The organism is Paenarthrobacter nitroguajacolicus (assembly GCF_051027655.1).
GTDB classification, from domain to species: Bacteria; Actinomycetota; Actinomycetes; order Actinomycetales; family Micrococcaceae; genus Arthrobacter; species Arthrobacter nitroguajacolicus.
Genome location: NZ_CP073234.1, coordinates 2630448 through 2643895, shown reverse-complemented (window position 1 = coordinate 2643895; position 13448 = coordinate 2630448). Strand labels below are relative to the sequence as shown.

Here is a 13448-nt window from a genome sequence, read left to right as displayed (position 1 = left end):
CGATGCTCTCCCTTATGGAGGCCAGTAACACTGACACACCGCAGTAATTGGAAGGACACAAGTGGCTAACAACACTCGTGCTCGCCGTACCGCACGCCTTTCGCGTGCACTCGGCATTGCTCTGACCCCCAAGGCCGCCAAGTACATGGAGCGCCGTCCGTACGGCCCCGGCGAGCATGGCCGTGCCCGCAAGAAGCAGGACTCCGACTACGCCGTACGTCTGCGCGAAAAGCAGCGTCTGCGCGCCCAGTACGGCATCCGCGAAGCCCAGATGACCCGTGCCTTCGAAGAAGCACGCCGCACCAAGGGCCTCACCGGTGAAAACCTGGTTGAGCTGCTCGAAATGCGTTTGGACGCCCTCGTGCTCCGTGCAGGCTTCGCCCGCACCATCGCACAGGCCCGCCAGCTGGTTGTGCACCGCCACATCATGGTTGACGGCATCCGCGTGGACCGCCCGTCCTTCCGCGTTGGCGAAGGCCAGCTCATCCACGTTCACAGCCGCTCCGAGGTTATGCCCCCGTTCCAGGTGGCAGCCGCTGGCGCACACGTGCTCAACAACGTGCCGGCATACTTGGACGTCAAGATTGACGCCCTTCAGGCCCGCCTGGTTCGTCGCCCGAAGCGCTCCGAGGTCCCCGTGATCTGCGAAGAGCAGCTCGTCGTCGAATTCTACGCTCGCTAAATTCAAGCAGCGCATACAAAGAAGCCCGTGGCACACGCCGCGGGCTTCTTTGTATGTAAGGTACCGGTCCAAATAGGTAAGGTACTTGGGGAGGCTTCGGCCAAAGCCGTGAACCGGCTGGTGCGAGGCAGCGAAACGATCCAAGGAGAGAAATTCTATGTCTGGTGGCGACATCGCCGGCCTCATCGCAGCAGGAGTCTTCGCGCTCCTCGTCTTGCTTTTGGCCGTGCCCATTTTGAAGCTGGGCGGCGTCTTTGACGAGGTGCGGACCTCCATCCGTTCCATCAGCGACGGCGCCACGCCCCTGATGGATGAAGTGACTGCAACGGTCACCACCACCAACCAGCAGTTGAAGAAGGTTGACGGCATCGCCTCCAACGTCTCCGATGCATCGGCCAACATCTCCGCGTTGTCCTCGCTCGTTGCAGCCACGGTAGGCTCACCGCTGATCAAGGTGGCTGCCTTCAGCTATGGCGTTCGTTCTGCCTTCGCCGGACGCCGGACGCCTTCCTCCGGCCGTCGCAGCCGCTGAACAAGTCAGCCGCCGAACAAGCCAACTGCTGAATTACAGGGAGACTGAAACCTCATGAAGAGAATTGTCTGGATGGGCATCGGCGTCGCCATCGGCGTCATTGCCTTCCGTAAGATCACCGAAGCGCAAGCAAGCCTTGGGCCGGAGGGCCTTAATCGTGCCGTCGGCCGGATGGCTGACGGACTGTTCGACTTTGCCGACGCCGTGCGTACAGGGATGCATCAACGCGAAGAGGATTTGCGGGCAGCGTTGGGGATCGACGACGCCGGAGCCGCTCGGCCCTAGTGGGAGCGGTTCGCCCCCACGCCCTCAACAGGGCAGAATGGAAAGCTGCGGAACGGCACCAGCCGGTTCCGCGCACATCGTGTGCAGTGAATTGAGAAGGGTAAGTAATCAGCTAATGAAGTCGCAGGAGATCACCAAGCGCTGGGTGGACTTTTTTGTCAACAAGGGCCACACCGCCGTTCCCTCCGCGTCGCTCGTTTCCAGCGACCCGTCACTTCTCTTCACTGTGGCCGGAATGGTGCCTTTCATTCCTTACCTGACCGCCCGCGAAGAGCCTCCCTACAGCCGTGCAACGAGCGTCCAGAAGTGCATCCGCACCGGAGACATCGAGGAAGTGGGCAAGACCGCCCGCCACGGCACGTTTTTCCAAATGTGTGGCAACTTTTCCTTTGGCGATTACTTCAAGGAAGACGCCATCAAGTTCGCTTTCGAGCTGCTCACCACCAGTGTTGACGACGGCGGTTACGGGCTTCCGGCCGAACGTCTTTGGGTGACTGTGTACGAAGAGGACGACGAAGCCAAGGAGCTGTGGCTCAAGAACACCGGAATTCCGGCAGAGCGCATCCAGCGCATGGGCAAGGCTGACAACTACTGGTCAACTGGCCAGCCAGGCCCGGCCGGCCCCTGCTCGGAGATCTATTACGACCGCGGCCCTGCCTACGGAATCGAAGGCGGCCCCTTGGCCGACGAGACCCGTTACATCGAAATCTGGAACCTCGTGTTCATGCAGTACCAGATCGAGAACGTCCGCTCCAAGGTGGACTTTGACATCGTTGGTGAACTGCCGCAGAAGAACATTGACACCGGCTTGGGCATGGAACGTCTCGCGATGATCCTCCAGGGTGTCGAAAACATGTATGAGACCGATCAGGTCCGTCCGGTCATCGACAAAGCTGCTGAATTGTCCGGCCGCGAGTACACCTCGGCTGAATCTCCGGAAGACCCGCACCACACGGACGATGTCCGCATGCGCGTCGTTGGCGACCACATTCGTTCTGCGTTGATGCTCATCGCTGACGGCGTCGCACCGTCCAATGAGGGCCGTGGCTACGTGCTGCGCCGGCTCATCCGCCGCGCTGTACGCGCCATGCGCCTGCTCGGCGTCGAAAAAGCTTGCCTGCCTGACCTCCTTCCCGCCTCCCGCGACGCCATGAAGGGTGTCTACCCGGTGGTGGAGACTGACTTTGCCCGCATCAGCCGTATTGCCTACGCCGAAGAAAAGGCGTTCCTGCGCACTATTGCTTCCGGTACGGCCCGCTTGGAGGATGCAGTAGCCGAATCCAAGGCTGCCGGCGTTCCCCTGTCCGGCGCGGACGCTTTCGCCTTGCACGACACTTACGGCTTCCCGATTGACCTGACCTTGGAAATGGCGGAAGAGGCCGGGCTCAAGGTGGACGAGGCAGGCTTCCGTGCGCTCATGCTCGAGCAGCGCCAGCGTGCCCAGGCCGATGCAAAGGGCAAGAAGGGCGGCCACGCCGACCTCAGCGCCTACCAGGAGCTCCTCGGCAAGGGCGAGACCGTCTTCACGGGATACGACGAACTTGAGGGCGAGGCAAAGGTCCGCGGCATCGTCAGCGGTGGCCGTGCCGTAGCGCACGCCTCCACAGGCGATGAGATTGAGTTGGTCCTCAACGAAACCCCGTTCTATGCAGAAGCCGGTGGCCAGTCAGCTGACACCGGCCTCATCACCGGCGATGGTTTCGTGGTGGAGGTCCTGGACGTGCAGCGTCCCATCAAGGGCCTGAGCGTGCACAAAGCAATTGTCCGTGAAGGTGAGATCGGTTCCGATGCGCTGGTGCGCGCCGCCGTCGACCGTGAACGCCGCCATGCTGCCGAGCAGGCCCACACCGGCACGCACATTGTGCATGCGGCACTGCACCAGATCCTAGGCCCGGAAGCTACCCAGCGCGGTTCCTACAACAAGGCCGGGTACCTTCGCTTCGACTTCGCCTGGGGCGAGGGTTTGAGCACCGCCACACGGTCTGAAATCGAAGAGGTCTCCAACATCGCCATCCGGAACAACTACCGGGTGGACACCAAAGTCATGGGGCTTGCTGAAGCCAAAGCACTGGGCGCCATGGCTCTGTTCGGTGAGAACTACGGCAGCGAAGTCCGCGTAGTGGAGATCGACGGCGCGTGGTCCCGCGAATTGTGCGGTGGCACCCACGTTTCCAACACTTCCCTGATCGGCAGCCTTTCCTTGCTGGGCGAACAGTCTGTTGGGTCCGGAAACCGTCGTGTCGAGGCTTTTGTTGGCTTGGACGCATTCCGTCACTTGGCAGCCGAGCGTGCTCTGGTTTCCGAGCTCACGGAGCTCTTGAAAGTTCCGTCCGGACAACTTGCTGACCGCATCTCCAGCACCCTGAACAAGCTCAAGGCCACGGAGAAGGAGCTTGACCGTCTCCGCAAGGAACAGCTTGCAGCAGCGGCCGCTAACCTGGTGGGTACGGCCAAGGATGCCGCTGGTGTTCGGGTGGTAGCTCACGACGCCGGTCAGGTGGGCGGAGCTGACGATCTGCGCAACCTCGCCCTCGATCTGCGTAATCGACTGGGTTCGGAGGCCTCCACCGTGGCTGTTGCGGGTGTAAGCAATGACCGGCCCGTCATTCTGATCGCTACCAACGAGGCTGCCCGGGAAGCAGGCGTAAAGGCCGGCGTGCTTGTCCGCCTTGCCGCAGGGATCCTCGGTGGCGGCGGCGGCGGCAAGGACGATGTCGCCCAAGGCGGCGGCACCGACGCTGGGAAGGTCTCCGAGGCCCTCACAGCGGTGGTGGATGCGATAGCCAAGCGCTGACGGTGAATTCCAGTACTGACAGCGGCGTCTACCCCCACGGCATCAAGCTGGGGGTAGACGTCGGTACCGTCCGGGTGGGTCTGGCCATTTGTGATCCCGACGGGATATTGGCCACCCCGTTCAAGACGGTAGGGCGGGACAGCAAGAAAAACTCCGATGTTCGCGTAGTGGTCAAGCACGCGGCGGAGTTGCCGGCGGTCCAGATTTTTGTGGGTCTACCACGAACCATGAAGGGCGAGGAACGCGCGTCTGCCCAAATGGCCATGGACTACGCGGACCTTCTTACCAGTGAGCTTTCGCGCGCCGGTTTGGACGTTCCCGTAAACCTCGTCGATGAGCGACTTTCCACTGTTACGGCACACCGCAACCTGCACGAAGCTGGCATGAGCAGCAAGAACCACCGTAAAGTGGTTGATCAGGTTGCCGCTGCTGGAATACTTCAGCAGGCAATCGACATGCAAAAAGCCCGAGGAACGGACGTTGGCCGCCGAGTGCAGGCACCGGCGCAGTCCGAGAAACCCAGCAGTGCCCCAACGCTGCGGGCTGCCTCAGGCCGTGAATCCGATTCTTCTAAGAGGGGACTGCAACTGTGAGCCCGGTCAACAACGACCCCTCCAGCGGTACCGCCGGCGGCGGTATGTCGCTAACCCGCAAAGAGCTGCGGGCGCGTGAACGATTCCTCGCCACGCAGAACCACAATGTGGTGCCCGTTCCTGAAGCGACTCCGGGAGAGGCGGCTTCCTCAGCGGAAGTTGAGCCGGAATTGCCCCGACCAGTCCCGGCCGTGCAACCTGCGCCCGTGACGCCGCCACCCACACCCGTCGCGCCCCCAACACCTGTAGCGCCCCCGACTCCTGTGGCACCCCCAACGCCCGCGCCGCCTGTCGAGGAGGCCGGCGACGCCGAGGTGCACGCAGCACAGGTGCTTGGTGAGCCGGAAGGTCATCACGAGGACCTGCGCGAGGCAGACGTCCACGTCCGCGAGGATGAAGTCCACGCCCAAGAGGCCAGTGAACACGAGGTCAGTGGACACGAGGTCAGTGAACACGACCTCAGTGAACACAACCTCAGTGAACACGCCGCCGTTGATCACGGTGATATTCACGACGGTCATAACCAGCACGAGTTCGCTGCGCATGACGGTCACTATGAGCTGGACATCCACGAAGAACTTCACGATGACGTTCATCTCCATGATGAGCACCACCATGACCTTATTGCCCCTGCTGCCAGTCCGGCGTCCAAGGCTGCCGCGAAGAAGGCCCGCCGCCGTCGTCGTGTCCTGGCTCTCCTGATCACGCTGGGTGTCTTCGTCGCCGCCATCGCCATTGGTGCGCAGTTCTTGAAGCCCCTGCTGGGAATGGATAGGGTCACCGATTACCCGGGTCCCGGAACGGGATCGGTGACCATCACCGTACCCGAGGGATCCGGTCCCAAGGCCGTAGCCAACGAGCTCGTTCAAAACCGCGTGGTTGCAGACTCCGATGCCTTTGTTGAGGCGTTCCTGAGTGAAGGCGGGGAACTGTCTCCGGGCGACTTCACGTTCCGTACCGAAATGAAGAATTCCGACGCCGTGGCTGTCCTCGTCAACAAGGACGCCGGCAAAGTGATGTATTTCGCTCTGAGTGCCGGCTTGCGCATCAATGAGTCACTGGAGGCCATTTCCAAGGGTTCCGGCATTCCCGTGCAGCAGCTCAATGCCCTGAACCAGGCACCGGCGCAGTTCGGAGTTCCTGCCAAGGCTAAAAACCTGGAAGGCTTTCTTGCCCCGGGCGAATACCGATTTGAGCTGGGGACGCCCGCGAAGGACATCATCCAGAAGTTGGTGACCACCACCCTTGATGAACTCAAAGCCCAGGGTGTTACGGACCCCGCCAAGCAGTACGACACCGTAACCATCGCCAGCATCGTGCAGGCCGAAGGTGGTCAGGCAGATTACGGGAACGTGGCCGGAGCCATTTACAACAGGCTCAAGCCCAACAACGTAGAGACCAGCGGCCTGATCCAGTCCGATGCCACTGTGACGTACGGCTTGGGCAAGAAGTCGTTCCACCTCACTGAGGAAGAAAAGGCCGACAAGTCCAACGCCTACAACACGTACGCCAACGTCGGGCTACCGGTAGGACCTATTGGCTCGCCTGGAAAGACGGCGATTGATGCTGCAGCCAAGCCAACGCAGAATGAATACCTCTACTGGGTGACCATCAACCTGGACAGCAAGGAAACCAAGTTCTCCAAGACGTTGGCTGAGCACAACACCTACGTTGAGCAGTACAACGCGTGGTGCCAGGCCAACGCTGGACGGTGTGTGTGAGTCGTCGCGCCGCGGTACTGGGGCACCCGATCTCACACTCGAAATCTCCGGCACTGCACTCTGCTGCCTACGCCAAGTTGGGTGTGGATATCGAGTACTCGGCCATCGACGTCACTGTGGAACGGCTTCCTTCTTTCATGGACTCGCTCCGCGGAGATGACGCTTGGTGCGGCCTCTCGGTCACCATGCCGCTGAAGTCGGCCATGGTCAAGGAAGTGGACGAAGTCCGTGGCGCCGGCGCCCATCTGGGCGTTATCAACACGGTGGTTTTCGAGCACGACGCCGGACAGGTCCGTCTGGTGGGTTACAACACTGATGTTGCCGGCATAGTGGAAGCGGTCCGCTACGCGGGCGTCGCATCCGCACCCCACGCGGCCATCCTTGGTGGCGGAGGCACCTCAGCTGCGGCTGTTGCCGCTGTGCAGGAACTTGGGGCCCGTCACGTCGACGTTTTCGTTCGCGACGCGGGACGTGCCGGCGATGCGCAAGCGGCCGCGGCCGCCGTCGGAATTTCCCTGGCCATCCGGCCCCTGACGGAAGCGGCAACTGCTGTGGCCGGCACGGATCTGGTGATCTCCACGTTCCCGCCTCGCGCTGCCGATTCGTTGGCTGAGGAGCTTGCGGAGTTGCCAGGCACCGGGGCTGGAGTCCTGCTGGATGTTGCCTACGATCCTTGGCCCAGTCGCCTCGCGGAAGTGTGGCATGGTCACGGGGGTGCGGTAGTCCCGGGCCTGGAGATGCTGATGTATCAGGCGGCCGAGCAGATCAGGCGTTTCAGCGGCTGTGACGTGGATGCCGCCGTCATAGATGTGATGTGCGACTCAGTCGGGCTTCCCCGGCGAGTGTTCTAGAAGCCTTACATGGCAGGATTGGTTATATGTTGCGTTGGTTGACTGCCGGTGAATCCCATGGTCCGGCCCTGATCGGAATTGTTGAAGGCGTGCCTGCCGGTGTTGAACTCACCAGTGGGCAGATTCGTGACGCGTTGGCGCGTCGACGCCTGGGCTATGGACGTGGTGCCCGCATGAAGTTTGAACAGGACGAGGTCACCATCATGGGTGGCGTCCGGCATGGACTTACCCAGGGTGGCCCTGTCGCCATCCAGGTTGGCAACACCGAGTGGCCTAAATGGGAGCAGATCATGTCTGCTGATCCCGTGGACCCTCAGGTCCTCGCCGACCAAGCCCGCAATGCACCTTTGACCCGTCCGCGCCCGGGGCACGCTGATTTCACGGGCATGCAGAAGTATGGCTTCGACGAAGCCCGTCCGGTCCTTGAGCGTGCCAGCGCACGCGAGACCGCCACGCGAGTGGCTCTTGGTACTGTCGCTGCACAGTTCCTGAAGCAACTGGGCATCGAGTTGGTAAGCCACACCGTTTCCATTGCCAGCGTGACAGTGCCCGAAGGCCGGCCTTTGCCGTTGCCGCAGGACGTCATAGCCCTCGACGCCGACCCTCTGCGTTGTTTCGACCGCGAGACGTCCAACGCAATGGTGGCTGAGGTTGATGCTGCCCACAAGGAAGGCGAAACCCTGGGTGGCGTGGTAGAGGTCCTGGCATACGGGCTTCCCCCGGGACTCGGCAGTTATGTGCACTGGGATCGTCGCCTTGACTCCCGCCTCGCGGCCGCACTCATGGGCATCCAAGCCATTAAGGGCGTAGAAGTGGGCGACGGCTTCCTCACGGCTGCACGCCGTGGATCTGCTGCCCACGATGAGATCCTCAAGGACGGAAACGGCAAGATCGTTCGCCAGACCAACCGGGCCGGTGGCATCGAAGGCGGCATGAGCATCGGTGAGGTTCTTCGTGTTCGAGCGGCCATGAAACCAATCGCCACGGTCCCTCGCGCACTTCGCACCATTGATGTCAGCACGGGTGAGCCTGCCAAGGCACACCACCAGCGTTCAGATGTTTGTGCGGTTCCCGCAGCCGGTGTTGTGGCGGAGGCGATGGTGGCTTTGGTTCTGGCCGAGGCTGTCGCCGAGAAGTTCGGTGGCGACTCCGTCGCGGAGACCCAGCGGAATCTGCAGAGCTACCTTGAGAGCATCCCGGCCACCCTGGACTCGGTCGGCCGGTAGTGGTTGGCGCTATCCCGGATGGCCGCCCCGTTGTTCTCGTGGGCCCCATGGCCGTCGGAAAATCGGCGATCGGCCAGCAACTGGCCCACCAACTCCGTGTCCCGTTCGTGGACACTGACGCGGTGGTGGTAGCTGCCCACGGCAGCATTGCAGACATCTTCGCCGGCAGGGGAGAGCATGCGTTCCGCGAGATTGAAGCGCGGGCAGTGGCGAAGGCCATTGAGTCTGCCAAAGTAGATCCGGCCATCATTTCCCTGGGCGGCGGGGCGGTGCTTGACTCCGGGACCCAGCAGTTGCTGGGGGAGTGCACCGTTGTCTATCTGGAATGCGATGCGGAAACGGTCGCAGACAGGATTGCCCGGAACACCGGACGGCCACTGCTGCAGGGTGACGCCATGACCCGCTGGGAAGCATTGTTTGCCACCCGGCGTCCCGTCTATGAGCGTCTCGCGGACATAGTCATGGATGTCCGTTCCGGATCCGTGGCAGAAATCGGCCTCCATTTGGAGGAGCGGCTGCTCCAGCATGCAGCCTTGAAAGAGGAAGTTGAAAAGTGAGCAACGAAGCAACTGTCATCAAGGTGACCGGCCAGTCGGTTAATGAGAACTACGACGTCGTGGTGGGCCGCGGGCTGTTGGACACCCTGCCCGCCAAGCTTGGCGAACGCGTACGACGAGTTCTGGTGATCCACCCGCGGGCCTTGCGCCTGACCGGCGATACCGTCCGGGACGAACTTGAGGCTGCAGGGTTCACGGCACTCACAGCCGAGATCCCGGATGCTGAAGAGGGCAAGCACATCCAGGTTGCGGCGTTCTGTTGGCAAGTGCTGGGCCAGAACGATTTCACGCGGTCCGACGCCATCGTGGCAGTCGGTGGCGGCGCTGTCACGGACCTCGCCGGCTTCGTGGCGGCAACGTGGCTCCGTGGCGTCAAAGTCATCCACATGCCCACGAGCTTGCTGGGCATGGTGGATGCCTCGGTGGGAGGCAAGACAGGCATCAACACTGCCGAGGGCAAGAACCTTGTGGGCTCCTTCCACCCTCCGGCCGCAGTCCTGGCTGACTTGGACACGCTCCAGACCCTGCCGAAGAACGAGCTCATTTCAGGGATGGCCGAGGTCATCAAGTGCGGCTTCATCGCCGACCCGGCAATCCTCGACCTCGTGGAAAAGAACACCGACGCAGTAATGGATCCGGGATCCGAGGTAGTTCGGGAGCTCATTGAACGCGCGATTTCCGTGAAGGCTGAAGTCGTTTCCCAGGACCTCAAGGAGTCCGGCCTCCGCGAAATCCTGAACTATGGTCACACGCTGGGCCACGCCATCGAGCTCGTGGAACGCTACTCATGGCGTCACGGCGCAGCCGTTTCCGTGGGTATGATGTTCGCCGCCGAGTTGTCGCGAAGTGTCGGGCGTTTGTCCGATGCTGACGCAGACCGGCACCGCACCATCCTGGAGAGCCTTGGCCTGCCCATCACGTACCGCAGGGACCGCTGGCAGGGTCTTCTGGATGGAATGCGCCGGGACAAGAAGTCCCGTGGCGATCTCCTCAGGTTCGTTGTCCTTGACGGCGTTGCCAAGCCGGGCATCCTGGAGGTCCCTGACACGTCACTCCTGTTTGCCGCCTACCAGGAGATCGCATCATGACCGTCACTCTTCGGGAAGGCATCAGCGACTGGCCTACTGCCGGTTTCCCCGGAGTCCGGATGAACCCGGACACTTTGCTTCCCGTGGTTGTCAATGAGGAAGTCATGGAGTCCGCCCTCGCGACGTCGGAAGACCCCGCGGACCGCATCATGGCCTTACTGCTGGACAACCAGCCCAACGAGGCGGCTGAGCTGTTGGCCGAGGCGCGCTACAAAGATCCGGAGTCGTTCCGGTTGAGGATTTTTGAAGCGGAAGTCCATCGGGCAACCAACCGGCTGGACCGTGCGGTGCAGTTGTTCAGGCACCTGTTGCAGGACGTCCAGGGCAGCTCCAAGGAAGCGATCGTGCACCAGTATCTGGGCAGGGCATACTTCGTCAGCGGCAATGCACTGGCCGCATCCGAGGAATTCGCCAAGGCCTTGGATCTCCGCGTCGCCATGGCCGCCGATGCGGCGCTGATCTACTCTTCCGCTGTTGCCCTGCAAAGGGCCCGGAATGTGCTTGAACTGGCTTCCTGAAGCAGCGGGAAAAGCAGCTCGCAAGCCGTGGCCGTATTTGCCGGTAGAATGGTTCTTGGATTTTTGATAAATACGCGCTGGCGGGCCGTTTGGCATGCCTGCTTGGCATAGACAAACTGGCAGCTTGAACCAGTGAGAGAAACCAGAGGATACGAGTGGCAACCACAAACGACATCAAGAACGGGACCGTACTGAAGCTCGAGGGCCAGCTCTGGAACATCATTGAGTTCCAGCACGTGAAGCCGGGCAAGGGCGGCGCCTTTGTTCGCACCAAGATGCGCAACGTCATGTCCGGCAAGGTGGTCGATAAGACCTTCAACGCCGGCCTGAAGATCGAAACCGCAACGGTTGACCGCCGCGACTACCAGTACCTGTACCAGGACGGCGAAGATTTCGTCTTCATGGACACCCAGGACTACGACCAGATCACTGTTTCCGGTGCCACTGTAGGCGACGCCACCAACTTCATGCTCGAGAACCAGATGGTCAACATTGCCATCCACGAGGGCACGCCGCTGTACATCGAATTGCCTCCGAGCGTCGTCCTCGAGATCACCTACACGGAGCCGGGCCTTCAGGGCGACCGCTCCTCGGCAGGCACCAAGCCCGCAACTGTGGAGACGGGCTACGAAATCCAGGTTCCGCTGTTCGTTGAGCAGGGCACCAAGGTCAAGGTAGACACCCGCGATGGCGGCTACTTGGGCCGGGTCAACGACTAGTGAGCGCACGCGGTAAAGCCCGTAGCAGGGCGCTCGAAGTACTTTTCGAGGCGGAGCAGCGCTCCGTTTCGGCTTTCGACGCGATGACAGCGCGCCGGGAGAAGACCGATCTTGTCATCAACCCCTACACGGTGGAAATCGTGGAGGGCGTTGTTTCCATGCAGGCAACCATCGATGAATTCCTGGAGACCTACGCCCAGGGCTGGACGTTGGAGCGTATGCCGTCCGTAGACCGCATCATCCTTCGTATCGGCGCTTGGGAACTTCTCTACAATGACGAGGTTCCTGACGGCGTAGCTGTCAGCGAAGCTGTGGCCCTTGCCAAGACGATGTCCACCGACGAGTCGCCAGCCTTCATTAACGGGCTGCTTGGCCGCTTGCAGAAGCTCAAGCCGTCACTTCTCGCTTAGGCATTCATGAGAAAAAGGACCCGCATCCACAGGATGCGGGTCCTTTTTGTATTACCAGCATTCGTATTACCAACAGGTCCGGTGCGCTACTGAAGCACGGCCGCCCGGAGGGAGGGGATGCTGCGCAGGTGCTCCAGTTCATCGTGCTGGTGAACGTGGACGTCCCGGCCACTGAGGATCCGCTGCCGGGTAAACGCCAGTGCCGTGGCCCCTTTGATGAACGACTTCATCTGGTTGCCGCGACCGCGCGACGACGCCCAACGAACAGCCTGCCGCCGGCCTCGTGACGTGGCCAGCATCTCCACTTCTGCTGGCGTGAACCAGCCTGCCCGGGCATACTCGAGAAGCCGTTGGCGGGTGATTTTTCCTTCGGCAACGCGGAGAAGGATGATGCCTGCAGCAGCGATCAGGAAGATCGGCACTTGGACCACGAAGTACTCCACCAGGAAGTTCTGCCCCATGCTGTTCCAGCGGTTGTGCAGGAACATCGCGGGCAGCAAACCGACGAAGAAGGCCAGCACGGCATAGCCCGAGTGCCATTTCCGGGCTGCGAAGCCCATGATCAGTCCGGTGGTCCCCGTGAACACCGCGTGGGCGAACGGCGACATAACGCCACGGAGGATGAAAATTCGGACCAAGTCGGTGCCCGGGTCGGCGGAGGAGGCTATTTCGCGGCCAAAGTAGAGGATGTTCTCAGTGAAGGCGAAGCCGGCGGCGATGGTGAAGGCGAAGACGACACCGTCCACAGGTCCGTCAAAGTACTTGCGGGCAGCCAGGATCAGGACCAGCAACCCCAGTGACTTGGTGAACTCTTCCACGATGGGAGCCTGGACCGTGGCCATGAAGTAGGTGAAGGCTTCTTCGCTGGAGGTTGGTGCGGCGAGTGCGAACACCGGCTGGATGAGCAGCGTCCCGGCAATGGAAACCGCGGCACCCCATGTGAAAGCGAACCACAGGAGCCTCTTTGGCTCGGGCTCCCAGCGATCGATCAGGCGTACTGTCAACAGCACCACGGACAGCGGAACAAGGGAGGCGATGAAGCCGACCACGAAACCGGTAATGCCCGTATTGCCCAACAGGAACGGCACCACCAGCAGCAGGCTGCCGAAGACCAGGACGGTTCCCACAATGAGTAACGGAAGCATGCCCCAGGACCTGCGACCTGGCGGCGCCGGCGGCATGGCCCAGGTTTGGCGGGGGAGGGACGTCGGATTACCCGGAGCCGGTTGATAGTTCCCCGGCTGGACGCGGCCGATCCAAGTGGGATTGGCGCCAGGTTCCAGATAAGGCCGCGGATACGGTTGGCCGTGGTGGTTCATGGTCATGGGCACGAGCCTATTCCACACTGCGAAGTGTGAGCTTAAACTCACGCATCACTACAGCCCCCGGTGAGGTGGGAAACGGGTGCTGTGGTAGCTTTGAAAAGCAAATATTCCTTTTTTAATTCCGTCCAGTGAGGCGGGGAAAGGGGA

Annotated in this window: 14 protein-coding genes; 13 read left to right on the top strand and 1 reads right to left on the bottom strand. The window is 61.5% G+C overall.

Features of this window, described 5'->3' with window-relative positions:
* Positions 1 to 61 precede the first annotated feature (61 nt).
* The 13 genes from rpsD (at position 62) to nusB (ending at position 11976) form a co-directional block, all read left to right on the top strand.
* Positions 62 to 682: a 30S ribosomal protein S4 gene (gene rpsD, locus KCX59_RS12550; protein WP_011774968.1), complete on the top strand. Its 621-nt coding sequence runs from the start codon at positions 62 to 64 to the stop codon at positions 680 to 682.
* Between the two features lie 157 nt (positions 683 to 839).
* The gene (locus KCX59_RS12545; protein ID WP_017197541.1) at positions 840 to 1214 is read left to right on the top strand and encodes a DUF948 domain-containing protein; all 375 of its coding nucleotides are present in this window, start codon (positions 840 to 842) and stop codon (positions 1212 to 1214) included.
* A 54-nt stretch (positions 1215 to 1268) separates the two neighbouring features.
* The gene (locus tag KCX59_RS12540) at positions 1269 to 1499 is read left to right on the top strand and encodes a hypothetical protein (protein WP_179016520.1); all 231 of its coding nucleotides are present in this window, start codon (positions 1269 to 1271) and stop codon (positions 1497 to 1499) included.
* A 115-nt stretch (positions 1500 to 1614) separates the two neighbouring features.
* Positions 1615 to 4293, top strand: a complete 2679-nt coding sequence (gene alaS / locus KCX59_RS12535) for an alanine--tRNA ligase (protein ID WP_178992619.1) — start codon at positions 1615 to 1617, stop codon at positions 4291 to 4293.
* A gap of 2 nt (positions 4294 to 4295) precedes the next feature.
* Positions 4296 to 4886 (top strand): Holliday junction resolvase RuvX, encoded by a 591-nt coding sequence (gene ruvX / locus KCX59_RS12530; protein ID WP_179016521.1) that lies wholly within the window; start codon positions 4296 to 4298, stop codon positions 4884 to 4886.
* Entirely contained in the window at positions 4883 to 6607 is a 1725-nt protein-coding gene (mltG, locus tag KCX59_RS12525) for an endolytic transglycosylase MltG (protein WP_179016522.1), read from the top strand. Before ruvX ends, mltG begins: the two co-directional genes overlap by 4 nt.
* A complete protein-coding gene (locus KCX59_RS12520) occupies positions 6604 to 7458 on the top strand; it encodes a shikimate dehydrogenase (protein WP_178992622.1) in 855 nt (284 codons plus the stop codon). The genes mltG and KCX59_RS12520 overlap by 4 nt, the downstream gene beginning before the upstream one ends.
* 26 nt (positions 7459 to 7484) lie before the next feature.
* Entirely contained in the window at positions 7485 to 8684 is a 1200-nt protein-coding gene (gene aroC, locus KCX59_RS12515; protein ID WP_178992623.1) for a chorismate synthase, read from the top strand.
* 47 nt (positions 8685 to 8731) lie between these two features.
* Positions 8732 to 9241, top strand: coding sequence for a shikimate kinase (locus tag KCX59_RS12510; RefSeq protein WP_091469547.1), 510 nt, complete (start codon positions 8732 to 8734; stop codon positions 9239 to 9241).
* The gene (gene aroB / locus KCX59_RS12505; protein WP_179016523.1) at positions 9238 to 10329 is read left to right on the top strand and encodes a 3-dehydroquinate synthase; all 1092 of its coding nucleotides are present in this window, start codon (positions 9238 to 9240) and stop codon (positions 10327 to 10329) included. The genes KCX59_RS12510 and aroB overlap by 4 nt, the downstream gene beginning before the upstream one ends.
* On the top strand, positions 10326 to 10847 hold the full coding sequence (locus KCX59_RS12500) for a tetratricopeptide repeat protein (protein WP_179016524.1): 522 nt from the start codon (positions 10326 to 10328) through the stop codon (positions 10845 to 10847). The genes aroB and KCX59_RS12500 overlap by 4 nt, the downstream gene beginning before the upstream one ends.
* A gap of 155 nt (positions 10848 to 11002) precedes the next feature.
* Positions 11003 to 11566 carry an elongation factor P gene (gene efp / locus KCX59_RS12495; RefSeq protein ID WP_024816828.1) on the top strand — a complete coding sequence of 188 codons (564 nt, stop codon included), beginning with the start codon at positions 11003 to 11005 and terminating at the stop codon, positions 11564 to 11566.
* On the top strand, positions 11566 to 11976 hold the full coding sequence (gene nusB, locus KCX59_RS12490; RefSeq protein WP_018777735.1) for a transcription antitermination factor NusB: 411 nt from the start codon (positions 11566 to 11568) through the stop codon (positions 11974 to 11976). The genes efp and nusB overlap by 1 nt, the downstream gene beginning before the upstream one ends.
* 86 nt (positions 11977 to 12062) lie before the next feature.
* Here the strand turns inward: nusB and KCX59_RS12485 are convergent, their stop codons facing one another.
* The gene (locus KCX59_RS12485) at positions 12063 to 13346 is read right to left on the bottom strand and encodes a PrsW family intramembrane metalloprotease (RefSeq protein ID WP_179016525.1); all 1284 of its coding nucleotides are present in this window, start codon (positions 13344 to 13346) and stop codon (positions 12063 to 12065) included.
* Between the last annotated feature and the right edge of the window lie 102 nt (positions 13347 to 13448).